Origin of the sequence: Streptococcus oralis ATCC 35037, assembly GCF_900637025.1 — a bacterium.
GTDB lineage: Bacteria > Bacillota > Bacilli > Lactobacillales > Streptococcaceae > Streptococcus > Streptococcus oralis.
The window spans coordinates 1,146,335-1,172,413 of the sequence record NZ_LR134336.1 but is presented as its reverse complement, the minus strand read 5'-3'; the positions used below and the strand labels follow the sequence as shown (position 1 = coordinate 1,172,413).

Here is a 26,079-nt window from a genome sequence, read left to right as displayed (position 1 = left end):
TTCATTTCCAGAATAAGAATAGAAGGGACTTATGAAACACTTACTATCTTACTTCAAACCCTACATCAAGGAATCGATTTTGGCACCCTTGTTCAAGTTACTAGAAGCTGTTTTTGAGCTCCTGGTTCCCATGGTGATTGCAGGGATTGTTGACCAGTCCTTGCCCCAGAGAGATCAAGGACATCTTTGGATGCAGATTGGCCTGCTCCTTATCTTTGCAGTAATTGGTGTTTTAGTGGCCTTGGTAGCCCAGTTTTACTCAGCCAAGGCAGCGGTTGGTTTTGCCAAAGAACTGACAGACGACCTCTATCGTCATATTCTTTCTTTACCTAAGGACAGCAGAGACCGTCTGACAACTTCGAGCTTGGTGACTCGCTTGACTTCGGATACCTACCAGATTCAGACTGGGATCAATCAATTCCTGCGCCTCTTTTTGCGAGCGCCCATTATTGTTTTTGGGGCTATCTTTATGGCCTATCGCATTTCTGCTGAGCTGACTTTCTGGTTCTTAGTCATGGTTGTCATTTTGACGATTGTCATTGTCGGGCTCTCTCGATTGGTCAATCCTCTCTACAGTAGTCTTAGAAAGAAAACGGACCAGCTGGTTCAGGAAACGCGCCAGCAATTGCAAGGGATGCGAGTTATTCGTGCTTTTGGTCAGGAAAAACGAGAGTTAAAGATTTTTCAAACTCTTAACCAAGTTTATGCCAGATTGCAAGAAAAAACAGGCTTCTGGTCTAGTTTGTTAACACCTCTGACCTATCTGATTGTTAATGGAACTCTCCTTGTTATTATCTGGCAGGGCTATATTTCAATTCAAGGAGGTTTACTCAGTCAAGGTGCCCTGATTGCTCTTATCAACTACCTCTTGCAGATTTTGGTGGAATTGGTCAAATTAGCCATGCTGATCAATTCTCTCAATCAGTCCTATATCTCAGCTAAGCGAATCGAGGAAGTCTTTGCCGAAGCTCCAGAGGATATTCATTCAGAATTAGAACAAAAGCAAGCTACCGGTGATCGGGTTTTGAAAGTCCAAGAATTGACCTTTACCTATCCCGATGCGGCTCAAGCTTCTCTGAGAGACATTTCCTTTAATATGACTCAAGGGCAGCTCCTTGGTATCATCGGGGGAACTGGTTCAGGTAAATCAAGCTTGGTGCAAGTCTTACTTGGACTTTATCCAGTAGATAAGGGGAGCATTGACCTTTATCGAAATGGTCGTAGTCCTCTTAATCTTGAGCAGTGGCGGTCTTGGATTGCCTATGTACCTCAAAAAGTTGAACTCTTTAAAGGAACCATTCGTTCCAACTTGACATTGGGTTTCAATCGAGAAGTATCTGACCAGGAACTATGGCAGGCCTTGGAGATTGCGCAAGCTAAGGATTTTGTCAGTGAAAAGGAAGGACTTTTGGATGCCCTAGTTGAGGGAGGAGGGCGAAATTTCTCAGGCGGACAAAAACAAAGGCTATCTATTGCCCGAGCAGTCTTGCGACAAGCTCCATTTCTCATCCTAGATGATGCGACCTCGGCCCTGGACACCATCACTGAGTCCAAGCTCTTGAAAGCTATCCGAGAGAATTTACCTAACACGAGCTTAATCTTGATTTCTCAACGAACGTCTACACTTCAGATGGCTGACCAGATTCTCCTCTTGGAAAAAGGTGAGTTACTAGCTGTTGGCAAGCACGAGGAATTAATGAAGACTAGCCAAGTCTATCGCGAAATCAATGCATCCCAACATGGAAAGGAGGACTAGCATGAAACGACAAACCGCAAACCAGACGCTCAAACGTTTGGCCATAGATTTAGCAAACCATCCTTTCCTCCTTTTCCTTGCCTTTCTAGGAACTATTGCCCAAGTTGCTTTATCGATCTACCTACCTATCTTGATTGGGCAGGTCATTGACCAGGTCCTCGTAACTGGTTCTTCACCAGTTTTTTGGCAGATTTTCATCCAGATGATCTTGGTGGTCATAGGAAATACACTGGTACAATGGGCCAAACCTCTTCTTTATAATCGTCTAATCTTCTCTTATACCAGAGACTTGCGGGAGCGAATCATTCATAAGCTCCATCGGTTACCGATTGCTTTTGTGGATCGGCAGGGCAGTGGAGAGATGGTTAGTCGTGTGACCACAGACATAGAACAGCTGGCAGCCGGCTTAACCATGATTTTCAATCAATTTTTCATTGGTGTTTTGATGATTTTGGTTAGTATTCTAGCCATGCTCCAAATTCATCTCCTCATGACCCTCTTGGTCTTGCTGTTGACGCCCCTGTCCATGGTAATTTCACGCTTTATTGCCAAGAAATCTTATCACCTCTTCCAGAAGCAAACGGAGACGAGAGGAATTCAGACTCAGTTGATTGAAGAGTCTCTTAGCCAGCAAACTATTATCCAGTCCTTCAATGCTCAAACAGAGTTTACCCAAAGACTGCATGTGGCTAATGCCAACTATGCAGGCTATTCTCAGTCAGCCATCTTTTATTCATCAACGGTTAATCCTTCAACTCGCTTTGTCAACGCACTCATTTATGCTCTTCTAGCTGGAGTAGGAGCTTATCGTATCATGATGGGTTCAACCTTGACCATTGGGCGTTTAGTAACTTTTTTGAATTACGTCCAACAGTATACCAAGCCCTTTAACGATATTTCTTCAGTGCTAGCTGAGTTGCAAAGTGCTCTCGCTTGCGCAGAGCGCGTCTATGCTGTCTTAGAAAGTCCAGAGGTGGCTGAAACAGGTAAGGAAGTCTTGACCAGTGACCAAGTCAAGGGAGCTATTTCCTTTAAGCATGTTTCTTTTGGATATAATCCTGAAAGGATCTTGATTAAGGACTTATCCATCGATATCCCAGCTGGTAGCAAGGTAGCCATCGTTGGTCCGACAGGTGCTGGTAAGTCAACTCTTATCAATCTCCTCATGCGTTTTTATCCTATTAACTCGGGAGATATCTTGCTAGACGGTCGTTCCATTTACGACTATACCCGAGCGTCATTGAGACAGCAGTTTGGCATGGTGCTCCAAGAAACCTGGCTCAAGCAAGGGACCATTCATGACAATATTGCCTTTGGAAATCCTGATGCCAGCCGGGAGCAGGTGATTGCTGCTGCAAAGGCAGCCAATGCAGACTTTTTCATCCAACAGTTGCCACAGGGATACGATACCAAGTTGGAAAATGCAGGAGAATCTCTCTCTGTCGGTCAAGCCCAGCTCTTGACCATCGCCCGAGTCTTTCTAGCTATTCCAAAGATTCTTATCTTAGACGAGGCGACTTCCTCCATCGATACACGGACAGAGGTGCTAGTACAGGATGCCTTTGCCAAACTCATGAAAGGGCGCACAAGCTTTATTATTGCTCACCGTTTGTCAACCATTCAGGATGCGGATTTGATTCTTGTCTTGGTAGATGGTGACATTGTGGAGCATGGTAACCATCATGATCTCATGGCTAGAAAGGGCAAGTATTACCAAATGCAAAAAGCTGCGGCTTTTAGCTCTGAATAATCCTTTCTATTTTAAAATCTTATGAACGAAAAAAGTTGCCTTCGGGTGACTTTTTTGTTACAATAGCTAGAAAAATCAGGGTCTTAGAAGGAGAAAACAATGAAAGTCTATCAGCATGTAAATATCGTGACTTGTGACAAAGATTTCCATGTTTATTTGGATGGTGTCTTAGCCGTTAAGGACTCTCAAATCGTTTATGTCGGCCAAGAGGAGCCAGAGATTTTAGAGCAAGCTGAGCAGATTATAGACTATCAGGGAGCCTGGATCATGCCTGGTTTGGTTAATTGCCACACCCATTCTGCTATGACAGGTTTGCGAGGGATCCGGGATGATAGCAATCTCCATGAATGGCTCAATGATTATATTTGGCCAGCAGAAGCAGGATTTACTCCCGATATGACTACCAAGGCGGTCAAAGAGGCTCTGACGGAGATGCTCCAGTCAGGGACAACAACCTTCAACGATATGTATAATCCCAATGGTGTGGATATTGAGCAAATTTATCAGGCAGTTAAGGCCTCTAAGATGCGTTGTTATTTCTCACCGACCCTCTTTTCTTCAGAGGCAGAAACAACTGCTGAGACTATAAGCAGAACAAGATCCATTATAGAAGAAATCTTAGGATATGAAAATCCAAATTTCAAGGTTATGGTAGCTCCACATTCTCCCTACAGTTGTAGTAGAGACTTGCTGGAAGCGAGCTTAGATATGGCAAAAGAGCTGGACATTGCCATACATATCCATGTAGCGGAGACCAAGGAGGAGTCAGGAATTATCCTCAAACGCTATGGCAAACGTCCCCTCGCCTTTCTAGAAGAACTGGGTTATTTAGATCATCCGTCTGTCTTTGCTCATGGGGTCGAGCTAAACGAGCGAGAAATTGAACGCTTGGCAACTTCTCATGTGGCCATCGCCCATAATCCTATCAGTAACCTCAAACTGCCCTCAGGGATTGCTCCAATCATCCAACTCCAAAAAGCAGGAGTAGCAGTCGGAATTGCGACAGACTCGGTTGCTTCCAATAACAATCTAGATATGTTTGAGGAAGGACGGACTGCAGCCCTTCTTCAAAAGATGAAAAGTGGAGATGCCAGCCAATTTCCTATCGAGACAGCCCTTAAGGCATTGACGATCGAAGGAGCTAAGGTTCTAGGAATGGAAAAGCAGATAGGAAGCCTAGAAGTTGGCAAGCAAGCGGATTTTCTGGTCATTCAACCACAAGGAAAAATCCATCTTCAACCTCAGAAAAATATGCTCTCTCATCTGGTTTATGCTGTCAAATCCAGTGATGTTGAAGATGTTTATATCGCTGGAGAACAGGTGGTTAAGCAAGGCAAAGTTTTGACAGTAGAGATTTAAAAAAATTTAAAAAAAGTTTGCAAAAATCTTGCATTCTTTTTTTGTCTATGCTATACTTATATACGGTTTGAAAAAACTGCCTAAGACAGTAGGGGAGCTCGACTCATAAAGATCCTACCGAGGACAAAACGTATCATGTAAAAAGAAGCGTATTGTACTTTCGTGTCTAGGTTTGGGCGCGTTTTTCTTTTGGAAAAATTCCCCAAGCAAAATAATTACGGAGGTGAACACACTAATGAGTGAAGCAATTATTGCTAAAAAAGCGGAACTAGTTGACGTAGTAGCTGAAAAAATGAAAGCTGCTGCATCAATCGTCGTTGTAGACGCTCGTGGTTTGACAGTTGAACAAGATACAGTTCTTCGTCGTGAGCTTCGTGGAAGCGAAGTTGAGTATAAAGTCATTAAAAACTCAATCTTACGTCGTGCAGCTGAAAAAGCTGGTCTTGAAGATCTTGCATCTGTTTTTGTTGGACCATCTGCAGTAGCATTTTCTAACGAAGATGTTATCGCACCAGCGAAAATCTTGAACGACTTTGCTAAAAACGCTGAAGCACTTGAAATCAAAGGTGGTGCAATCGAAGGCGCTGTCGCATCTAAAGAAGAAATCGTTGCTCTTGCAACTCTTCCAAACCGCGAAGGACTTCTTTCTATGCTCCTTTCTGTACTTCAAGCGCCAGTGCGCAACGTTGCTCTTGCAGTCAAAGCGGTTGCAGACAACAAAGAAGACGCAGCTTAATCTTAAGCTACGCAGCGTAGCCTAGCTACGGAAAAACGATTATAAAATTAAAAACTTATTTGGAGGAAATAACAATGGCATTGAACATTGAAAACATTATTGCTGAAATTAAAGAAGCTTCAATCCTTGAATTGAACGACCTTGTAAAAGCTATCGAAGAAGAATTTGGTGTAACTGCAGCTGCTCCTGTAGCTGTTGCTGCAGCTGGTGCTGCTGACGCTGGTGCTGCTAAAGACTCATTTGACGTTGAGTTGACAGCTGCTGGTGACAAAAAAGTTGGCGTTATCAAAGTTGTACGTGAAATCACTGGTCTTGGACTTAAAGAAGCTAAAGAACTTGTTGATGGTGCACCAGGTGTCATCAAAGAAGGCGTTCCAACTGCAGAAGCTGAAGAAATCAAAGCTAAATTGGAAGAAGCTGGAGCTTCAGTTACTCTTAAATAATAGAGCAACTACATTAGTAGCTTAAAAAACATATAAAACCGCTATTCTTAGGACTAGCGGTTTTTCTTTTTGTTCTAAAAGGGGCAAAAAAGGGGCAAACTAATTATATAGTTTATCTAGGAGACAAACAAGTTTTGAATAATAGGCTTTCCATTAAACATTCGTGAAGTACAGTCTCTGGTTTTTTCCTTGATCTATAACTCATTGTTTGGTTTAGTATGATATAATAATATCGAACTACATTTTTGGAAAGGTTATTATGATGAGTTTAATAAATAAAATTGAACAAGGTATTAAAGAGTTAGAGGGAGGAGGATTTCAAAAACTAGGTGATGCGTACCTGAGAAGAAAATACAATTTTAAAATTGTTTCATTAGGTTCACAAGAAGGAACGGATAAGACTACTAAAGGAATTCCTGATTCTTATGCTGAGGAAAAAGGTAAATATGTTTATATCATGTATGGTACACATAAATCTATAATATCTAAATTAAAAGAAGATATTCATTCAGTTAAGAAAAAAATTTTAGATGAAAATATTTCTGAAGATAAAGTTGGGAGGCTTATTTGTTGTCATACTTCTTCAAATATAACAATTAAACAAAAAGAAGATCTAGAAAAAATGGCTGAACCTTATCAGCTAGAATTGATTGGAATTAATGAAATTGCTAATGATCTTACAAAGATAGATTTTCAATGTTTAGCAAAAGAGTATCTATCAATCAGTGAATCTACAGAGCAAGTTTGGTCTATCAATGACTTCATAAGAATTCATGATGAGAGTAAAACAAATGCACCTATATCAAATGACTATATTGGAGATGTAAGTGAAATTATAAATACCATTAAATCAAGTGAAAAAAGAATCTTCTTAATATCTGCTAAGCCTGGAACAGGGAAAACTAGATTAGCAATTGAAATTTGCTCTTTGCTCGATCGAAATAAATATAACATTATTTGTGTCAAGAGCAATAATCAGGATATTTACCAAGATGTAAAACGCAATCTAAATTTACACAAAGAAAATATTGTTTTTATTGATGATGTTAATACTACACAAAATTATATTTCTACACTTGGGCTACTGAACACGACTAGTAATATTCGGTTTATTCTTACGGTACGTGATTATGCTAAAAAAGATGTAATAAATAATGTTAAAGTTTATGGGTACAATAATATTGAGCCAGAACTTATAAAAGATGATAATTTTAAGGAATTACTCAATCAATTCTCTCGAAACGATTTTACCAATAAAGAAATTGAACATATAAAAACGATATCTAAAAGCAATCCGCGTATTGCAGTCATTGCAGCGAAGTTATCTAGCTCTCGGGATTTGACTAATTTTAATGACGAGATTGATATTTTAAAAGATTACTATGAAGAAATTTTAAATAAAAATAACATTATTTATGCAGAACAAAAGACTTTATTTATTTTATCTTACTTAAAAAAGATTAGACTGGAAAGTTTAGAAGAGAACCAGGAATTCAAAAAATTACTAAAAATAACTGATATAACAAATACTGACTTTAAGAGTGCAGTGGAGAAGATTCATGAGAGAGAGTTGTGTAATATTTATAACGACAAAATTGTAAAGATAGCAGATCAATCATTAGATGATTATATAGTTATCAAGTTTTTAATTAATAAGAAAATATCAATTTTAGAAATTTTACATGAGTTATATCCAGTAAACGATCAAAGAGTTGTTCAAATACTAAATCAATGTTCCAATTTTATTAGGAAAGAGGGTGATTTAAAAGACGTTTCTGATGCAGTTAAATCATATTATTACAAAGAAAGTAATTTTGAAAGCGATGAACTTAAAGAAAAGTTTTTAATACAATTTGGAGTATTACTTCCTCTAGAAGCAATTTCACACGTTAAAAATAAAATTGATAATATAGAGTCTCAGGCTTATACAAAGACTAATTTTATTAATCAGAAGGATAAAAAGGAATCTATTAAGGATTCAGTTTTAAATATTGTATTTGTAACTACACGGACAAAATATTGTAGTCAAATTCTCCAATTATTGTTAAAGTACTTTGATAAAAATCCTAATAAGATTTCTGAGGTTTATAGTATTCTTGAAGCAAACTACGGATTGGTTACCGAAAGAGAATATATTGATTATACCTTAGCTGAAAATACTATTTCTGAACTTGCTAATCTTGATTTGATGAAAAGTTATAATCAAGAATTAAGCGCGGCAATTTTGAAGCAGTATCTTAAAATTACTATCGACAGGACAGAAGCTTATGAGGAATCATTTACATTTAGGAAATGTACCATTCCTGATAGTGAAAAACTGAAAGAGTATCATAGAAGTATACTGAAATTTTTAGCAAAGATATATAATGTTGGGAGTGTTGATATTAGACTTTATATTGAGAGAATACTGTATGATTACAGAAGAAAAATTTTGACTTATTCAGAAAGTCATCGTATGACTATTAATAGAGATTTGAAAAGCATTAGAGAATTATTTTTTTACGACATAAAAAAATTATCTATGATTGAAGAACAAATAGTTTATACTTTACATAAAGCTGAAGTGAAAAAAAACTTATCGAGTGTGTTTGACGATTATATGATTTCTGAGAGACAAGATATATATAATAATTTGACCAATCATAATCATATCTGGATTCATAAAGATGATGTTAAAATAAGATTACAAGAAATTGCATATAGATATTCAAACAATTGGCAAAATATTTTCAATTTTGCAAATCAATTCAAGCATAGCTTATTTATGAATGACAATAACATTGAGCTAGTACTATTCAATATGTTTTTGCTATTAGAAAATGATAAAAAAATTGAATTTTTAAATTTAATGTTTAAATCAAACTATCATTTTGTAAATAGGAATCCAATTAGTTTTTTAGAAAATATTGAGAAAAGTTCAATGCAGTCTGTTATTGCTTCCTCTCAAGAATCAGAAAAATATGAATGGCAACTTGCTTATTTAACACAAATTGAAAATGTTAAAAATGAAGATTTACAAACATTAAAGAGTATTCTAGAAGCTAATTCTTTACCATATTATTTTACAATTTTAAATTTTGAGAGATTGATTTTGAAAGATCCTAGATTAAAAGAGTTGTTAATACAAAAAGCTGGGAATACAAATTTTGTTATTTCTGATTTTATAAGAGAAGAAGAGGTGCCAAAATTAATAAATCTAATTGGAGAAAACGATTTAAAGTCTCAGTATTTAATCAATTTAGGGAGCAGTAAGGATCACACCTATAAGCTTTTTCAAAAATTAGGAGAAAATGATATTAATTTTGCGGTAGAAGTATTGAAGAAAATTGATGAGCTAAAAATGGGAAGCTCTAATTTAGGATACATGGTATTACATACTATAAATGGATTTAGAGATAAGAAAGAAATTTATAAAAAGTTTATCCGCTTTGCAATAAATAGGCCATATTACTACTATAACAATATGCTTGAAGATATTATAAAAAATGACAGTCAGATCATATTAGAAATGCTTGAGGAAACAAACAATGAGCAATTTGCAATTAGATTGGTCAATCTAGGTGTAGAATTTTTAGAAAACAGCAATCAAAAACAAATACTATTTAATCTTCTCAGAGCTAAAGGATTTGCCAAGAAGTCATTCCAAGAAATACATTTTAGTCCCTATTCACATTTTTTTACTGGTAGTCATGTTCCGGTGTTGGAATTAGAAAAAGAACTCCTAGAAAGAATTAAAGAGATATTTGAAACTGATATAGACTACATTAAGTTGTTACGGTACTTGGATAAACTAATAGATGGCAAGCGCAATGCGATTGAAAGAGAATTGGAAAAGGAGTTTTAAATTATAATTTATATTTATTACTTCTTAAGGTGCTAGATAAAATCAGTAAATTCTACTGTTTTATAGTATTTTAGTGAAACATTTGGTTTGATTTAAAATGGGTAAACCTACTTGAAATTATAGTCTGATACGCAAGACCTAGTACATCATTTTTCTTAACAGTTACTAGAATCTTGATATAATTTCAATTTTCTTCTTGACTCTGATCTTAGGTAAGGGATTATACTAATAATAGATAAGAAAGGAGATTACCATGCAAATCAATATGATTCGTTCAGATAAAGTTTACCAAGAGATGCTCGAGCTTCCTTTAGAAAAGAGAGAAGGTTGCTTTCGAGCTAAAATATTAGCACCTTTTGCAACCAAATACCAAACGCAACACATTCCTCTGAAAGCCAAGTATCCTAGAGGATTTGATGCTCTTTTCCTACTTGGCTTTATGAATCAGCTACCCAGCACTCTGTCAGAAAAGGATAGACCGGCTATTGATGCTCTGAGCTCTGATCAACTCTGGCAAAATTGTCAAGATACCATCAAGAGGAGTATCGGTCTTTTTGAGCAAGCTGGCTATGATTTAGAGGTTGAGGATTACTATTTTACTATTTTGTTAGGCAATCCAGAAAAGCCTATGCTACAGCTCAATAAGGGTTATAGCGGAGATGGCGGAATTCCAGGCTACCTCATGCTTAGTCTGCTACCAAATGACTATACTTTACCACGTGTGCAGGCTGCGTTGGCCCATGAGTGTAATCACAATGTCCGTTTCCAATTTGTCAAATGGAATCAGCAGACGACATTAGCAGACTGGGTAGTCAGTGAAGGATTGGCAGAGTCTTTTGCGGCTGAGCTCTATGGTAAGGATCTCATTGGGCCTTGGGTTACTTCAACCAGTCCAGAGCAGTTAGAAGAGATTAAGCCCATCATCTCAAGTCAGCTTCAGCTAACAGGTATGGCGGAAATGGCTCCTTATCTTTACGGTGATGAAATTGCTGAGATTCAAGGTCAAATACCGGTTGGTATGCCTTATGCTGCAGGCTATGCTTATGGCTATCATCTGATACAAGCCTATCTGAAAAAGACTGGCAAGAGCATTATTGAGGCCACAGTAACACCGACAGAAGAAATTTTAGAGGCGACTAAAAACTTTTGGAAATGACACTTTTACTTGAAAATCTGTCAAAACTTGATATAATGTAGGTGATTTCTGGAGGTATCAGTATGCACTATAAAAGAGTTGAATTAAAAGTCACAAATCAAGGTATCCATGAGCACAAGATTTTTCAAGGTGTTAAGATTTTCAGTCGTAGCAAGTTATCCAAAGATCGGAAAAGCATTCTAACACAGAAGCTTTACCTGACACCGAAGCAGAACATCGTTTACTATCAACGTACAGATGTCAACTATGACCAGAACTGGCATCATCATAAGGACTATTACGAATTAGCTTATGGTCAGATGGATAGAGAGACGATTTTTAAGGTTTGCCAAGATTTTGACGAACTAAGTCCTTTTCTGGAGAACGAGCTGCTGGAGAAGCTAAAAGAAAAGCAGTCAACAGGCAAATTTTTTGAAAAATTAGATATATAAAAATCCGGCTGCTTTTATAAGCAGTCGGATTTCTTCTAGTGTGATAGTGCTGAAACAATACCTTTACTATCATAGCCTTGGCTACATTTTTAAAAGTTGTTTTAGCTGTCTTGAGGAGCTTGATACTGATGTCCTCGAGTCGACCATAGTATACTAACATCTATTCATCTGATAAGAGGGATTTTATCATCCAGATATTCATAGCTGGGTGGCCGGCAGCGTTAGAAAGTGGTTGTTGCAATGCTGTAAAACCATAGTGTTGATAGATGGCCACAGCCGTAACCAGCTCAGTAGAGGTTTCTAGATAAAGCTGTTCATAACCAGCTAGACGGGCTTCCTGGAATATGCGCTTTATCAACCTACTGGAATAACCTTTGCCACGACTGTTTTTAGTGACATACAGTTTTTGTAATTCAGCAATCTTATCGGACACTGGTGCAAAGCCCCCACAACCAACCAGTTGCCCTTCATCTTCCAGAACAAAGTAAGCTGACCTCTCTTGCTGTTGATAATAGTCGGTCAAATGATCTAGATGAGAATCAAAGTAGACAGTTCCTGGTTTGTCAAGCCCGAATTCTTCTAGGCTGGTTCGAATGAGCTGCGCTACAGCTGGATTATCTCTCACTTCCATTGGCCGTAAGTTCATCAATTGTCCTCCGATAGGATGTATCGACTAATTAAACAATACCTTGTGCAATCATAGCGTTTGCTACATTTTCAAAGGCAGCAATGTTAGCTCCTGCGAGGTAGTCGGTACCAAGTCCGTATGTTTCAGCAGTTGTTTTAGCTGTATTGAAGATGTTTGTCATGATGTCTTTGAGGCGTCCATCAACTTCTTCACGGGTCCATGAAAGGCGAAGGCTGTTTTGGCTCATTTCAAGCGCTGATACAGCTACACCACCAGCGTTAGCAGCTTTGGCAGGTCCGTAAAGGATTCCGTTTTCTTTGTAGACTTTAATCGCATCAAGGTCACTAGGCATGTTAGCACCTTCAGATACACAGATAACGCCTTGAGCAACCAAACGTTTAGCTGCGTCGCCGTTGATTTCGTTTTGAGTCGCACATGGAAGAGCGATGTCGTAGTTTCCAGCGTAAGTCCATACAGAACCTTCATGGTAAGTAGCAGTTGCTTTCTCAGCTGCATACTCAGTCAAACGAGCACGGCGTTTTTCTTTAACATCAACCAAAAGATCAAAGTCAATACCATTTTCGTCAATGACATAACCGTTTGAGTCAGATACAGAGATAACAGTTGCACCAAGTTCAGTCGCTTTTTGAAGAGCGTATTGAGCTACGTTACCAGAACCTGAAATAACCACTTTCTTACCAGCAAAACTGTTACCATTAGCTTTGAGCATTTCTTCAGTGTAGTAAACCAATCCATAACCAGTTGCTTCTGGACGAATCAAGCTACCACCAAATCCAAGAGGTTTACCAGTCAAGACACCCGCATCAAATTGGTTAAGACGTTTGTATTGTCCGTAAAGGTAACCAATTTCACGTCCTCCAACACCGATATCGCCAGCTGGGACGTCAAGAGATGGTCCGATGTATTTTTGCAATTCTGTCATAAAGCTTTGGCAGAAGCGCATCACTTCAGCATCAGTCTTCCCTTTAGGATCGAAGTCTGATCCCCCTTTACCTCCACCGATTGGAAGTCCAGTTAAGACGTTTTTAAAGATTTGTTCGAAGCCGAGGAATTTCAAGATCCCTTGGTTTACAGTTGGGTGGAAACGAAGTCCGCCTTTATATGGTCCAACAGCTGAGTTGAATTGAACACGGTAACCACGGTTGACTTGGACTTTGCCTTCACGGTCAACCCAAGGAACACGGAAAGAAATTACGCGCTCAGGCTCAGTGATACGTGCCAAGATGTTTTCTTCGATATACTCAGGATGTTTTTCAAATACAGGTTCCAAAGTGCTGAAGAATTCTTCAACCGCCTGGAGAAATTCAGCCTCATGCCCGTTACGAGCTTTCACAGTTGCAAACACGCTTTGGATATAGTCTTTAGCAGATGTCATATCGTTCTCCTTTTTGTTGTTATATTTTATTACATGAGCCATTATAGCAGAATTTTTTTTGAGTGTAAAGAAAAAAACAGAAATTTTCTAAAAATTCTTTCAATTTACAAAACCGAACGTTTTATATAGAAATTAGTTTCTCAAAGAGAAAATCTTAAAGTATGGTATAATATTAGAAATAAAAGGAATCTGGAGGATCAGAATCATGGTATCAACGAAAACACAAATAGCTGGCTTTGAGTTTGACAATTGCTTGATGAATGCTGCGGGTGTGGCTTGTATGACGATAGAAGAGCTTGAAGGAGTCAAAAACTCAGCGGCGGGTACTTTTGTTACGAAGACTGCGACCTTGGACTTTCGTCAGGGCAATCCTGAGCCACGATACCAGGATGTTCCACTTGGTTCTATCAACTCCATGGGCTTACCAAATAATGGCTTAGACTACTATTTGAACTATCTTTTGGACTTGCAGGAAAAAGAGCCAAACCGAACTTTCTTCCTATCTCTAGTTGGCATGTCTCCAGAAGAAACACATACCATCTTGAAAAAAGTGCAAGAGAGTGAATTCAAAGGACTGACAGAGCTTAATCTCTCTTGTCCAAATGTTCCAGGAAAACCTCAGATTGCTTATGATTTTGAGACAACAGATTGTATCTTGGCAGAAGTATTTGCCTACTTTACCAAACCTCTTGGAATCAAATTGCCACCATATTTTGATATTGTTCACTTTGATCAAGCGGCAGCTATTTTCAACAAATACCCGCTCAAGTTTGTTAACTGTGTTAACTCTATCGGAAACGGCCTTTATATAGAAGACGAGTCGGTCGTGATTCGTCCTAAAAATGGTTTTGGTGGCATTGGTGGAGAGTATATCAAACCGACCGCTCTTGCTAATGTGCACGCCTTTTACCAACGTCTCAATCCGCAAATCCAAATCATCGGAACGGGTGGCGTCTTGACAGGTCGTGATGCCTTTGAACACATCCTCTGCGGTGCGAGTATGGTGCAAGTAGGAACTACTCTTCACAAAGAAGGCGTAGGTGCTTTTGAACGCATTACCAATGAACTGAAAGCTATTATGGAGGAAAAAGGGTACGAGAGACTAGAAGATTTCCGTGGGAAATTGCGCTATATTGACTAATTAAATCGAAAAATCAGAAGAAAGGAGAGAAGATGCTAGCCATTGAAGACAGTCAGAAGTTGACGTTATCAAATCTATCTAGCTTGAATCTATTTACAGGGACAGACCAGGGTCAGTTTGAAGTTATGAAGAGTCAAGTGTTGAAGCAGATTGGTTATGATCCAGCTGATCTCAATTTTGCTTACTTTGATATGAAAGAAGTGGCTTATAAAGACTTAGAGTTGGAGTTGGTCAGTCTCCCTTTCTTTGCGGATGAGAAAATCGTGATATTAGACCATTTTGTCGATATCACAACAGCCAAGAAACGTTTTTTAACAGATGATGAGCTCAAGTCATTTGAGGCATACCTTGATAACCCTTCGCCAACAACCAAGTTGTTGATTTTTGCGGAAGGAAAGTTGGATAGTAAAAGACGGTTGGTCAAATTGCTCAAACGAGATGCGACTGTTTTTGATGCTATTGAACCCAAGGAACAAGAACTCCGCCAATATTTCCAAAAATGGAGCCAAAAACAAGGTTTGCAGTTTGCGGAAAAGTCTTTTGAAAATCTACTCATCAAGTCTGGTTTTCAGTTTAGCGAAATCCAGAAAAATCTCCTCTTTTTACAGTCTTATAAGTCAGATGGCATGATAGAGGAGAAGGATATTGTCGAGGCTATTCCAAAGACTTTGCAGGACAATATTTTTGATTTGACTCAGCTTATCTTGGGCAAAAAGATCGACCAGGCCCGTGACTTGGTTAGAGATTTGACCTTGCAAGGGGAGGATGAGATCAAGCTCATAGCTGTCATGTTAGGACAGTTTCGAACCTTTACCCAAGTGAAGATTTTATCAGAGACTGGTCAGTCGGAATCGCAGATTGTAAGCAGTCTGGGGACTTATTTGGGACGCAATCCTAATCCTTATCAAATCAAGTTCGCATTGAGAGATTCGAGAGGGATTTCCTTGGCCTTTCTCAAGCGAGCGATTTCTTATTTGATTGAAACAGACTACCAGATTAAAACAGGTGTCTATGAAAAAAGTTACTTGTTTGAAAAGGCGCTCTTGCAGATTGCGACAGAGGCAAATTGAGCAAAAAACTTGAAAAAAGAGGATGATTGCGTTATCATTTTCATATAGAAAGAAAAAGAGGTATTACAGATGGCTATTATCTTACCAGACCTTCCATACGCATACGACGCTTTGGAACCATACATCGATGCAGAAACAATGCACTTGCACCATGACAAGCATCATCAAGCCTACGTTAACAATGCGAATGCTGCTCTTGAAAAACACCCTGAAATTGGTGAAGACCTTGAAGCTTTGCTTGCTGATGTAGATTCTATCCCAGCTGATATCCGCCAAGCGCTTATCAACAATGGTGGTGGACACTTGAACCACGCTCTTTTCTGGGAATTGATGACTCCAGAAAAAACAGCTCCTTCAGCAGAACTTGCAGCAGCAATCGATGCAACATTTGGTTCATTTGAAGAGTTCCAAGCAGCCTTTACAGCAGCAGCTACAACTCGCTTTGGTTCTGGCTGGGCTTGGTTGGTTGTTAACAAAGAAGGGAAGCTTGAAGTGACTTCAACAGCAAACCAAGATACACCAATCTCAGAAGGTAAAAAACCAATCTTGGGCTTGGACGTTTGGGAACATGCTTACTACGTGAAATACCGCAACGTGCGTCCTGACTACATCAAAGCTTTCTTCTCAGTGATTAACTGGAACAAGGTAGACGAACTTTACGCAGCAGCTAAATAATAAAATATGGAGGGAAGAATTGTTCTTCTCTTTTTAAGGTTATAAAGCAGAAGTCTGACAGAATCGTCAGACTTTTTTCATTTTCAGGATATTCGTGCCAACTTGTAGAAAATATGGTAAAATAGAGTGTTAAGTAATCGTGGAAAAGGAAGACTATGCGTAAAGAAATTGCACCTGAATTATACAACTATAACAAGTTTCCTGGCCCAGAATTTCATGTAAATGGGGATAAGGTTGAGACTGAAGGAATTGCTTTTACCTTGGTTGAAAATATCAAGGATGCTTTCGATGTGACAGTCTTTAATCAACGCTTCTCAGAAGTGTTGACCAAATTTGATTATGTCGTGGGGGACTGGAGTAATGAACAGCTCCGCCTACGTGGTTTTTACAAAGACGATCGAACAGAGGAAAAAATTGAAAAGATCAGTCGCTTACAGGACTATCTTTTAGAGTACTGTAGTTATGGTTGTGCCTATTTTGTTCTAGAAAATCAAGCACCGAAACGGGCTTCATTTGACAAAAAAATGCGTAAAAAAGAGGAGGAAAACCTTCCTAGAAGAGGCAAGAAACCTTCGCAAAATAAGAGAAAACCAAATGCCGATAAGCGAAATAGACGTCGTCATAAGGACCAAAAGTCTCAGAAAGAGGACAAGGGACAGCGCCATTTTGTCATTCGTCAGAAATAGATAGAGAATAAGGAGAAGAGATGAAACCGTCTATTTATAGTTTAACACGTCAAACCATGCAAGAATGGGTATTAGAACAAGGAGAAAAGAAATTCCGAGCAGATCAAATCTGGGAATGGCTTTACCGTAAACGTGTCCAGTCATTTGAAGAAATGACCAACCTTTCCAAGGATTTGATTGCTAAGCTCAATGACCAGTTTGTGGTAAATCCTTTGAAACAACGGATTGTACAAGAGTCAGCTGACGGTACTGTTAAGTATCTTTTCGAGTTGCCAGATGGCATGTTGATTGAGACAGTACTCATGCGTCAACACTACGGTTTGTCAGTCTGTGTGACCACTCAGGTTGGCTGTAATATTGGTTGTACCTTCTGTGCATCAGGCTTGATCAAGAAGCAACGTGACCTCAATAACGGGGAAATCGTAGCGCAGATCATGCTAGTTCAGAAATACTTTGATGAACGTGGTCAGGACGAGCGTGTCAGTCATATCGTTGTCATGGGAATTGGTGAACCATTTGATAACTACAACAATGTTTTGAATTTTGTCCGTACCATCAATGATGACAAGGGGATGGCAATCGGTGCTCGTCACATCACAGTTTCAACTTCAGGTTTGGCCCATAAAATTCGTGACTTTGCTAATGAAGGCGTACAGGTTAATCTGGCTGTTTCCCTTCACGCACCCAATAATGAATTGCGTTCAAGCATCATGAAGATTAACCGTGCCTTTCCGATTGAAAAACTCTTTGCTGCTATTGAGTACTATATTGAAACAACCAATCGCCGTGTGACCTTTGAATACATCATGCTCAATGAAGTCAACGATGGTGTAGAACAAGCCTTGGAGTTGGCGGAGTTGCTCAAGAACATCAAGAAATTGTCTTATGTAAACTTGATTCCTTATAACCCTGTTAGTGAGCATGACCAATATAGCCGTAGTCCTAAAGAGCGCGTGATGGCCTTCTACGATACCCTCAAGAAAAAAGGGGTCAACTGTGTTGTCCGTCAAGAGCATGGTACAGATATTGATGCAGCTTGTGGACAATTACGCTCTAATACAATGAAACGTGATCGCCAGAAGGCAGTCGCAGCGGTAAATCCATAAAATGACTAAAAAAAGAGAATTAATCTTAAGATTGGGAGTGGCTGTTTACAGTCTATGCATTGTCTGTTTTTGTTTTACTCCCCAGCCTCAACTTCCTACAGGAGTGGAAACTCCAGGTATTCAAACTTTTGGACGCCTGGTTTTTCTTTTAACTCCCTTAAACTCCCTTTGGAATCTAGGTGAAGTGACTAGTTTGGGACAAGTTATTTGGATCTTTTTGCAGAACATTTTAAATGTCTTCTTGCTATTTCCTTTGGTTTTTCAACTGATCTATCTCTGTCCAAACTTGCGGCAAACGAAAAAAATCATCCTTCTCAGTTTTCTTCTGAGTCTAGGAATCGAGTGTACACAACTAGTTTTAGATTTTTTCTTCGACTTTAATCGCGTCTTTGAGATTGATGATTTGTGGACCAATACCTTGGGAGGCTATCTGGCTTGGCTCCTCTATAAAGGACTGCATAAAAATAAGATAAGGAATTAGAATGAGTATTTTAGAAGTTAAAAATTTAAGTCACGGTTTTGGTGACCGTGCAATTTTTGAAGATGTGTCTTTCCGTCTCCTCAAGGGTGAGCATATCGGCTTAGTCGGTGCCAATGGTGAAGGAAAATCAACCTTTATGAGCATCGTGACAGGTAAGATGTTGCCAGATGAAGGGAAGGTGGAGTGGTCCAAATATGTGACTGCTGGCTATCTGGATCAGCACGCTGTGCTAAAGGAAGGTCAAACCGTGCGTGATGTCTTGCGTACAGCCTTTGATGAGCTATTTAAAGCAGAAGCTCGTATCAATGACCTCTATATGGAAATGGCAGAAGACGGAGCAGATATTGACGCGCTAATGGAAGAAGTTGGCGAACTCCAAGACCGTTTGGAGAGTCGAGATTTCTATACCTTGGATGCTAAGATTGATGAAGTAGCGCGTGCTCTCGGTGTCATGGACTATGGTATGGATACAGACGTAACAGCCTTGTCAGGTGGACAAAGAACCAAGGTCCTCTTGGCTAAACTCCTCCTTGAAAAGCCTGATATCTTGTTACTGGACGAACCAACCAACTACTTGGATGCTGAACACATTGACTGGCTCAAACGCTATCTCCAAAACTATGAGAATGCTTTTGTCCTTATTTCGCATGATATTCCTTTCCTCAACGACGTGATCAATATCGTCTACCATGTGGAAAATCAACAATTGACTCGCTATTCTGGTGACTACTACCAGTTCCAAGAAGTCTATGCTATGAAGAAATCTCAGCTAGAAGCGGCCTATGAACGTCAACAGAAAGAGATTGCAGACCTCAAGGATTTCGTGGCTCGAAACAAAGCGCGTGTCGCAACGCGTAATATGGCCATGTCCCGTCAAAAGAAACTGGACAAGATGGACATTATCGAACTGCAAAGTGAGAAGCCAAAACCGTCCTTTGATTTCAAGCCAGCTCGTACACCTGGGCGCTTTATCTTCCAAGCCAAGGACTTGCAGATTGGTTATGACCGTCCCCTTACCAAGCCTTTAAACCTCACCTTTGAACGCAATCAAAAGGTTGCCATTATTGGAGCCAATGGTATCGGGAAAACAACCCTCTTGAAGTCTCTCTTGGGAATTATTCCTCCCATCGCTGGAGAAGTTGAACGAGGGGATTACCTAGAACTTGGTTACTTTGAACAGGAAGTAGAAGGTGGCAATCGTCAAACACCACTAGAGGCTGTCTGGAATGCCTTTCCTGCCCTTAATCAAGCAGAAGTCCGTGCAGCCCTTGCTCGTTGTGGTTTGACGACCAAGCACATTGAAAGTCAAATTCAGGTCTTGTCAGGTGGGGAACAAGCTAAGGTGCGTTTCTGTCTCTTGATGAACCGTGAAAATAACGTCTTAGTGCTGGACGAGCCGACCAACCACTTGGATGTAGATGCCAAGGATGAACTCAAACGCGCTCTCAAAGAATACAAGGGATCTATCCTTATGGTTTGCCACGAACCAGACTTTTATGAAGGCTGGATGGACCAAATCTGGGACTTTAACAAGCTAACTTAAAAGCAGAAAAAAAGCCAAATCGAAATGACTTGGCTTTTTTGACTAGTAATTTAAATAGTTTTCAACTTCAGATTTCTCAATTTCTTTACCATAGTGGCAAATCGGACAAGAAACGAAGTAACTTTTACCATAAGGAAAAAGTGGAATCCAGTAGAGGGTAAATTTGCGTCCAGTTTCTACGATCTCCCAAGTGTCGACATTGTTACAGTGACCACATTCGATCGCAGTTTGCGTATGTCCCAAATCTTTCTGATAACCTTTAGAACCCCAAAATAAAATCATGTCATCGTCTCCTTATCTGTTGATGGCTTATTTTTTACTGAAGTCGTAGTCTTTCACCACTTCAATACTATCAATGGTGATAGCAGATGTTGGTTTGTCTTTCTCATCTTTTTCAGCTTTGGCAATCTTGTCAACAACATCCATGCCATCGATGACTTGACCAAAGACAGGGTGTTTGCCGTCTAGACTTGGATTTCCACCTTCTTTATAGGCTTCGATGATTTTCTTTGGATACTTGCTAGTAGGAAGTTTAGCTGAAATATCTGTTGAGTTTTGGTTGATGAAGAACTGGCTACCGTTGGTGTTTGGTTGACCAGTGTTAGCCATAGCAAGGGCTCCTCGGATATTGTATAGGTAAGGAGAGATTTCATTTTTAAAACCAGTTCCCTTGTCCTTTGTTTTATCCTTATCATGCCATATAGATTGGCCCCCTGTACCATCTCCCTTAGGATCTCCAGTTTGGACCATAAAGCCATCGATGACACGGTGGAAGGTGATGCCGTTATAGTAGCCTTCTTTAGCGTGAGTAAGGAAGTTTTCAACTGCTAGTGGTGCTAGTTTTGGAAAGAGTTTGATGCGGATATCGCCTTGATTTGTATGTAAAATGACCTCGGCTTCATCTTCGGCAACTTCCTTAGAAAGTTGAGGGAAGTTGGCATTTTCATTGGTCAATGCGTCATTTAAATCTTTGGCAGCCTGAGCAGCTGCTTTTGAGCTTTCTTCAGCAGAGATACTAGAGTCGACATATTCATCACCACGGAGACCACGTTGGATACTAGTACATCCAGCAAGGGCTACAGTTGATAGCAAAAGAAGGGTTGCTAGTTTTTTCATTGTTAACCTCTCAAAAATTCATTTCTACCATTGTACCTTAAAAGGAGCTTGATTTCAAATGTAAAAGATTTTACTAAAAATTTCTAGTAGTAAAAAAAAATAAAACTCTGTCAAGTTTTTTTCTTGACACCTGTCAGAAATCTGCTATAATAGAACATGTGCTAAATAGCTCAGCTATTTCACCGAAATAAAAAAATAAGAAAAGAGACATTAAAAAATGGCAGTTAAAATCCGTTTGACTCGTATGGGTTCTAAGAAAAAACCTTTCTACCGTATCAACGTAGCAGACTCACGTTCACCACGTGACGGACGTTTCATCGAAACAGTTGGGACTTACAACCCACTTGTTGCTGAAAACCAAGTAACTTTGAAAGAAGACCGCGTTCTTGCATGGTTGGCTGATGGAGCTCAACCTTCAGATACAGTTCGCAACATCCTTTCAAAAGAAGGTGTATTGAAAAAATTCCACGATTCTAAATTCTCAAAATAAGTTTAAAGTAGGTTGACAGATGGATACGATTGAAAATCTCATTATTGCGATTGTGAAACCTTTGATTTCACAACCTGATGCCTTAACTATCAAGATTAAAGACACACCAGAGTTTTTGGAGTATCACTTGGATCTTGACCAAAGCGATGTCGGTCGTGTTATCGGTCGTAAGGGTCGCACTATCTCAGCGATAAGAACGATTGTCTACTCTGTCCCAACTGAAGACAAAAAAGTAAGAATCGTTATCGATGAAAAATAAAAAAGCGGGACAGATGTCTCGCTTTTTTGTGAGGAGGAGAAGATGAAGGATTTAACGTTTAGACAATTACAAGCTTACTTACTCGAACATTACCAGCAATCTCGAACTGAGGAAGGCCTCTTTATCAAACTAGTGGAGGAAGTCGGAGAAGTAGCTGAGGTCTTGAATGGGCGCTCTGGTCGAAAAGAGGGTGTCCAGGACTCAAACGAGGAACTTGCCAAAGAACTGGTTGATATCATTCATTACACCGTCGCAATTGCAGCTATTAATGACATAGACCTAACCAAAGCCATCTTTGAGAAAGATAAAAAAGCAGCCATTAAGTACCAACATGAAAGAGATTTGGAGAGTTTTTTGAAGGGAGATTTGAGAAATATTGAACACTGATTATTTTTTAAAAATAGACTGGGCGGTGTATATTGATTGGTTATTACGAATTATACAGATTTCGACTTTTATAGGTGTAATTTTAAAAATAAGTTTCCAGAATAAGGCCTATATTAATAATATCGAAATTCAGGCAATTAAACCAATCGAATTTGATTCCTTACATACGAGATTTCATCATGTTTATGAGTTTAAACATAATAAAAATGATAAACATTATAACCATTTGATTTTTTATCCAAAAGAAGTTGACATTGAAATTGTAGAATTTTATTCTTTAATCTATGATTCAAAAAGTAATTGTTTAGTCGTTCAAGATAAAATACATACAGTCAAAAATTTAAAAAATTATACATGCTTATTGATTTATACAAATTTACCTGAGACTATACCTAGTTTAAGAATGAAATGGAAGACAAGTCAAGGTCAAATTGGGGAGTATACATTTTATAGTAATATGTATAACGGGAATATAAATATTTCTTCTTTTAAATATAAATTAACATTAAAGAGGAAACTACTAGCAATTTTGGGATTATAGCTGATTTTCTCCAACTTGTGAAAATCCCTGGAACGTGATAAAATAAAGGATAGAAATAGATACAGGAGACAAGATGAACTACTTTAATGTTGGGAAAATCGTTAATACGCAGGGTCTACAAGGTGAGATGCGAGTCTTGTCTGTGACTGATTTTGCTGAGGAACGGTTTAAAAAAGGGGCAGAGCTGGCTTTATTTGATGAAAAAGATCAGTTTGTCCAAACAGTGACCATTGCAAGTCATCGTAAGCAGAAGAACTTTGACATTATCAAGTTCAAAGATATGTACCATATCAATGCGATTGAAAAGTACAAGGGATACAGTCTCAAGGTCTCTGAGGAAGACCTAAATGACTTAGATGATGGTGAATTCTACTATCACGAGATTATCGGTTTGGATGTTTACGAGGGAGATAACTTGATAGGAACTATCAAGGAAATCCTACAACCAGGTGCCAACGATGTCTGGGTGGTCAAACGAAAAGGTAAGCGTGATTTGCTTTTACCTTACATTCCGCCAGTAGTTCTCAATGTTGATATTCCAAACAAGCGGGTCGAAGTGGAAATCTTAGAAGGGTTAGATGATGAAGATTGATATTTTAACCCTCTTTCCTGAGATGTTTTCTCCGCTGGAGCACTCGATTGTTGGAAAGGCTCGAGAAAAAGGGCTCTTGGATATCCAGTACCATAATTTCAGAGAATACGCTGAAAAAGCCCGTCATGTTGACGATGAGCCCTACGGAGGCGGTCAGGGGATGTTACTCCGGGCCCAACCCATTTTCGATGCCTTTGATGCTATTGAAAAGAAAAATCCCCGTGTCATTCTTCTTGATCCTGCTGGAAAACAGTTCGATCAAGCTTACGCTGAGGATTTGGCTCAGGAAGAGGAACTAATCTTTATCTGTGGTCACTATGAAGGGTATGACGAGCGTATCAAGACCTTGGTAACCGATGAAATTTCCCTAGGAGACTATGTTTTGACTGGAGGAGAATTGGCGGCCATGACCATGATTGATGCGACCGTGCGCTTGATACCAGAAGTGATTGGCAAGGAGTCTAGCCACCAAGATGATAGCTTCTCTTCGGGACTTCTTGAATATCCTCAGTACACTCGCCCTTATGACTATAGAGGCATGGTCGTGCCAGATGTGCTCATGAGTGGGCACCATGAAAAGATTCGCCAGTGGCGGCTGTATGAGAGTCTAAAGAAAACCTACGAACGCAGACCTGACCTGCTAGAAAACTATAAACTGACAGCCGAAGAAGAAAAGATGCTGGCTGAAATCAAAGAAAACAAAGAATAAAGGAGAACCTTATGCAAGTAATCAAACGTAATGGAGAAATTGCTGAATTTGATCCAGATAAAATTTACCAAGCTGTTCTAAAAGCAGCCCAAACAGTTTATGTTTTGACTGATGACCTACGTCAAAACTTAGCTCAAGTTACTAAAAAAGTCGTTTTGGACTTGGAAGAAGCAAAAGTAGAACGTGCCACTATCAGCATGATCCAGTCAATGGTTGAGCACCGCTTGCTTGGAGCTGGCTACATTACAATCGCAGAACATTATATCTCTTATCGCTTGCAACGCGATTTGGAGAGAAGTGGTTATGGCGACCATATCGCTGTTCATCTTCATTTTGAACAAATTCGTTAAGAAAAAGAGTGGGATGCAAAGAACATCTCACTCTTTCTTAAATAGATTTTTCTGAGCTTTTTGTACGGTTGAGGGAACAAAACGAAGTCGTTTAATATCACTGATACGAATGATTCGGGTCACGTTTTTTGAAAAATTTTTGACGATAATTTGTTGGCGATTAGCATCGTGTTTAACAATATCACCCGTAAAACTTGTCTCAGCAAGTATGACATGAACAGCCGTCTTTCTTTGGATGGCTTGTTCAATCATAGCAGTGAGGGAGTTATCCTCGATTTGAGGATGATCATCATTCCCATTGAGAAAACCATGTAGTTTATCTAGAACTAGTTTGAATGTCTGTCTCATAGAATCCTCCCTTCTTATATATCCACATTATATAAAATTTTCCTAAAAACCACAAGATTTTTACGAATAGACTATAGAAAGCATATCACATAAAGGAGTTAAAATGGCAGAATTTACATTTGAAATCGAAGAACACTTGCTCACCTTGTCTGAAAATGACAAAGGATGGACAAAAGAACTAAATCGCGTTAGCTTTAATGGTGCCCCTGCAAAGTTTGACATTCGCGCTTGGAGCCCAGACCATACCAAAATGGGCAAAGGAATCACGCTTTCCAATGAAGAATTTCAGGTAATGGTCGATGCCTTTAAAGGGCAACAATAAAAAGAATCTTGAGTGCAACTCAAGATTCTTTTTTTAGGACACAATATAGTCACACAGAGAAGTTTTAGACAATTGAATAAAAGTCTCTCTATACTCTTCAGGTGGTGTTGGATCATCCTTACGAATCCAGACTTCAATGAAAGAGATTGCCATGGTCGTAATGATATAAGCGATGTCCTCTTTATTAAAATTATATTTCAGTTGGTAATTGACATTCTTTAGTACCCACTCTGAGTATGTTCCACGCAGAAATTCCTTCCAACATGGGTCGACTTGTGTGGTATACAAGGTGTTAACAATTTCCCTTTTTTCGTATATGAGAGGAAGTATATGGTCTGCTAAAAAGCTGATAGGATCTCCATCATTGCTAGGGCAGTACTTATTAAAGACGTTAAAAATGTGCTGATTGGTCTCTTCGTGAATGTATTCGATAATATCTTCAAAGTTGTTAAAATGCTTTTGATAAATCGCTTGTCGTGAAATACCAGCTTCAGCTGCGATTTCAGTCATGGTAAAAGAAGAGCGCAGAGGGTTCTTCTTAGCAAGTGTGATGAGTGAATTAATAATTAAGTCACGAGTATTCTTTGGCATGATTTCACCTTTCTATTTATAATTATTTACAGTTGTTTTTGAATGAAGAAAAATCAGAATGTTCAAGTTAATATAAACAATCAATGAACATTAAATTTTCTGAATCTTTTAGGTAACTCTATTGTATCACAAATAATTTATAAAATATAGCTCAATCAGTGAAAATGCGTTTT

The 26,079-nt window shown here is 39.0% G+C and carries 29 protein-coding genes and 1 other annotated feature; of the genes, 23 read left to right on the top strand and 6 right to left on the bottom strand.

Features of this window, described 5'->3' with window-relative positions; all coding sequences use genetic code 11:
- Positions 1-31 precede the first annotated feature (31 nt).
- The 8 genes from EL140_RS05935 (at position 32) to EL140_RS05895 (ending at position 11,475) form a co-directional block, all read left to right on the top strand.
- Positions 32-1,756 (top strand): ABC transporter ATP-binding protein, encoded by a 1,725-nt coding sequence (locus EL140_RS05935; protein ID WP_000681721.1) that lies wholly within the window; start codon positions 32-34, stop codon positions 1,754-1,756.
- 1 nt (position 1,757) lies between these two features.
- A complete protein-coding gene (locus EL140_RS05930) occupies positions 1,758-3,506 on the top strand; it encodes an ABC transporter ATP-binding protein (RefSeq protein ID WP_000828808.1) in 1,749 nt (582 codons plus the stop codon).
- Between the two features lie 99 nt (positions 3,507-3,605).
- The gene (locus EL140_RS05925; protein WP_000870419.1) at positions 3,606-4,865 is read left to right on the top strand and encodes a TRZ/ATZ family protein; all 1,260 of its coding nucleotides are present in this window, start codon (positions 3,606-3,608) and stop codon (positions 4,863-4,865) included.
- A gap of 61 nt (positions 4,866-4,926) precedes the next feature.
- Positions 4,927-5,062 (top strand) — a sequence feature (ribosomal protein L10 leader region).
- Positions 5,063-5,100: 38 nt separating this feature from the next.
- Positions 5,101-5,601 carry a 50S ribosomal protein L10 gene (rplJ, locus tag EL140_RS05915; RefSeq protein ID WP_001287274.1) on the top strand — a complete coding sequence of 167 codons (501 nt, stop codon included), beginning with the start codon at positions 5,101-5,103 and terminating at the stop codon, positions 5,599-5,601.
- 74 nt (positions 5,602-5,675) lie between these two features.
- Positions 5,676-6,044, top strand: a complete 369-nt coding sequence (gene rplL, locus EL140_RS05910; RefSeq protein ID WP_001196964.1) for a 50S ribosomal protein L7/L12 — start codon at positions 5,676-5,678, stop codon at positions 6,042-6,044.
- A 262-nt stretch (positions 6,045-6,306) separates the two neighbouring features.
- Positions 6,307-9,888 carry a P-loop NTPase family protein gene (locus EL140_RS05905; protein WP_025169040.1) on the top strand — a complete coding sequence of 1,194 codons (3,582 nt, stop codon included), beginning with the start codon at positions 6,307-6,309 and terminating at the stop codon, positions 9,886-9,888.
- 253 nt (positions 9,889-10,141) lie between these two features.
- Positions 10,142-11,044, top strand: a complete 903-nt coding sequence (locus tag EL140_RS05900) for a DUF2268 domain-containing putative Zn-dependent protease (RefSeq protein WP_001166701.1) — start codon at positions 10,142-10,144, stop codon at positions 11,042-11,044.
- Between the two features lie 62 nt (positions 11,045-11,106).
- Complete coding sequence (locus EL140_RS05895; protein ID WP_000559018.1) at positions 11,107-11,475, top strand: EXLDI protein; 369 nt, start codon at positions 11,107-11,109, stop codon at positions 11,473-11,475.
- A 160-nt stretch (positions 11,476-11,635) separates the two neighbouring features.
- Here the strand turns inward: EL140_RS05895 and EL140_RS05890 are convergent, their stop codons facing one another.
- Positions 11,636-12,121, bottom strand: coding sequence for a GNAT family N-acetyltransferase (locus EL140_RS05890; protein ID WP_001053566.1), 486 nt, complete (start codon positions 12,119-12,121; stop codon positions 11,636-11,638).
- 31 nt (positions 12,122-12,152) lie between these two features.
- Positions 12,153-13,499 (bottom strand): NADP-specific glutamate dehydrogenase, encoded by a 1,347-nt coding sequence (gene gdhA, locus EL140_RS05885; RefSeq protein WP_000199519.1) that lies wholly within the window; start codon positions 13,497-13,499, stop codon positions 12,153-12,155.
- A 205-nt stretch (positions 13,500-13,704) separates the two neighbouring features.
- Between gdhA and EL140_RS05880 the strand changes: the two genes are divergently transcribed.
- From EL140_RS05880 to EL140_RS05850, 7 genes are all read left to right on the top strand, one after another.
- The gene (locus tag EL140_RS05880) at positions 13,705-14,640 is read left to right on the top strand and encodes a dihydroorotate oxidase (RefSeq protein ID WP_000255179.1); all 936 of its coding nucleotides are present in this window, start codon (positions 13,705-13,707) and stop codon (positions 14,638-14,640) included.
- Positions 14,641-14,672: 32 nt separating this feature from the next.
- The gene (gene holA / locus EL140_RS05875) at positions 14,673-15,710 is read left to right on the top strand and encodes a DNA polymerase III subunit delta (RefSeq protein ID WP_000879619.1); all 1,038 of its coding nucleotides are present in this window, start codon (positions 14,673-14,675) and stop codon (positions 15,708-15,710) included.
- A 69-nt stretch (positions 15,711-15,779) separates the two neighbouring features.
- Positions 15,780-16,385 carry a superoxide dismutase SodA gene (gene sodA, locus EL140_RS05870; RefSeq protein ID WP_000974724.1) on the top strand — a complete coding sequence of 202 codons (606 nt, stop codon included), beginning with the start codon at positions 15,780-15,782 and terminating at the stop codon, positions 16,383-16,385.
- 155 nt (positions 16,386-16,540) lie between these two features.
- Entirely contained in the window at positions 16,541-17,071 is a 531-nt protein-coding gene (locus EL140_RS05865; RefSeq protein ID WP_001224366.1) for a YutD family protein, read from the top strand.
- A 20-nt stretch (positions 17,072-17,091) separates the two neighbouring features.
- The gene (gene rlmN, locus EL140_RS05860; protein WP_000804762.1) at positions 17,092-18,177 is read left to right on the top strand and encodes a dual-specificity RNA methyltransferase RlmN; all 1,086 of its coding nucleotides are present in this window, start codon (positions 17,092-17,094) and stop codon (positions 18,175-18,177) included.
- A gap of 1 nt (position 18,178) precedes the next feature.
- The gene (locus EL140_RS05855; protein WP_002874685.1) at positions 18,179-18,658 is read left to right on the top strand and encodes a VanZ family protein; all 480 of its coding nucleotides are present in this window, start codon (positions 18,179-18,181) and stop codon (positions 18,656-18,658) included.
- A 1-nt stretch (position 18,659) separates the two neighbouring features.
- Entirely contained in the window at positions 18,660-20,201 is a 1,542-nt protein-coding gene (locus EL140_RS05850) for an ABC-F family ATP-binding cassette domain-containing protein (protein ID WP_000025359.1), read from the top strand.
- Between the two features lie 42 nt (positions 20,202-20,243).
- Here EL140_RS05850 and EL140_RS05845 read toward each other — a convergent pair whose 3' ends face one another.
- Both EL140_RS05845 and EL140_RS05840 read right to left on the bottom strand, forming a co-directional pair.
- Positions 20,244-20,483, bottom strand: coding sequence for a zinc-ribbon domain-containing protein (locus tag EL140_RS05845; protein WP_000600214.1), 240 nt, complete (start codon positions 20,481-20,483; stop codon positions 20,244-20,246).
- Between the two features lie 27 nt (positions 20,484-20,510).
- On the bottom strand, positions 20,511-21,317 hold the full coding sequence (locus tag EL140_RS05840) for a peptidylprolyl isomerase (RefSeq protein ID WP_000731937.1): 807 nt from the start codon (positions 21,315-21,317) through the stop codon (positions 20,511-20,513).
- 217 nt (positions 21,318-21,534) lie between these two features.
- Between EL140_RS05840 and rpsP the strand changes: the two genes are divergently transcribed.
- From rpsP to EL140_RS05805, 7 genes are all read left to right on the top strand, one after another.
- Complete coding sequence (gene rpsP / locus EL140_RS05835; protein ID WP_000268760.1) at positions 21,535-21,807, top strand: 30S ribosomal protein S16; 273 nt, start codon at positions 21,535-21,537, stop codon at positions 21,805-21,807.
- Positions 21,808-21,826: 19 nt separating this feature from the next.
- On the top strand, positions 21,827-22,066 hold the full coding sequence (gene kphA, locus EL140_RS05830; protein WP_000379625.1) for an RNA-binding protein KphA: 240 nt from the start codon (positions 21,827-21,829) through the stop codon (positions 22,064-22,066).
- A gap of 42 nt (positions 22,067-22,108) precedes the next feature.
- On the top strand, positions 22,109-22,453 hold the full coding sequence (locus tag EL140_RS05825; RefSeq protein WP_000654124.1) for a MazG nucleotide pyrophosphohydrolase domain-containing protein: 345 nt from the start codon (positions 22,109-22,111) through the stop codon (positions 22,451-22,453).
- Positions 22,443-22,994: a hypothetical protein gene (locus EL140_RS05820; protein WP_001090812.1), complete on the top strand. Its 552-nt coding sequence runs from the start codon at positions 22,443-22,445 to the stop codon at positions 22,992-22,994. The genes EL140_RS05825 and EL140_RS05820 overlap by 11 nt, the downstream gene beginning before the upstream one ends.
- 73 nt (positions 22,995-23,067) lie before the next feature.
- Positions 23,068-23,586, top strand: a complete 519-nt coding sequence (gene rimM / locus EL140_RS05815; RefSeq protein WP_001105896.1) for a ribosome maturation factor RimM — start codon at positions 23,068-23,070, stop codon at positions 23,584-23,586.
- Positions 23,576-24,295, top strand: a complete 720-nt coding sequence (trmD, locus tag EL140_RS05810; protein ID WP_000686934.1) for a tRNA (guanosine(37)-N1)-methyltransferase TrmD — start codon at positions 23,576-23,578, stop codon at positions 24,293-24,295. The genes rimM and trmD overlap by 11 nt, the downstream gene beginning before the upstream one ends.
- Positions 24,296-24,306: 11 nt before the next feature.
- Positions 24,307-24,645 carry an ATP cone domain-containing protein gene (locus EL140_RS05805; RefSeq protein WP_001196045.1) on the top strand — a complete coding sequence of 113 codons (339 nt, stop codon included), beginning with the start codon at positions 24,307-24,309 and terminating at the stop codon, positions 24,643-24,645.
- Positions 24,646-24,672: 27 nt separating this feature from the next.
- Here the strand turns inward: EL140_RS05805 and EL140_RS05800 are convergent, their stop codons facing one another.
- The gene (locus EL140_RS05800; protein ID WP_001250031.1) at positions 24,673-24,993 is read right to left on the bottom strand and encodes a eukaryotic translation initiation factor 4 gamma; all 321 of its coding nucleotides are present in this window, start codon (positions 24,991-24,993) and stop codon (positions 24,673-24,675) included.
- Positions 24,994-25,096: 103 nt separating this feature from the next.
- Between EL140_RS05800 and EL140_RS05795 the strand changes: the two genes are divergently transcribed.
- Positions 25,097-25,315 (top strand): YdbC family protein, encoded by a 219-nt coding sequence (locus tag EL140_RS05795; RefSeq protein WP_000807417.1) that lies wholly within the window; start codon positions 25,097-25,099, stop codon positions 25,313-25,315.
- 33 nt (positions 25,316-25,348) lie between these two features.
- Here the strand turns inward: EL140_RS05795 and EL140_RS05790 are convergent, their stop codons facing one another.
- The gene (locus EL140_RS05790; protein WP_001125699.1) at positions 25,349-25,906 is read right to left on the bottom strand and encodes a TetR/AcrR family transcriptional regulator; all 558 of its coding nucleotides are present in this window, start codon (positions 25,904-25,906) and stop codon (positions 25,349-25,351) included.
- Positions 25,907-26,079: the final 173 nt, after the last annotated feature.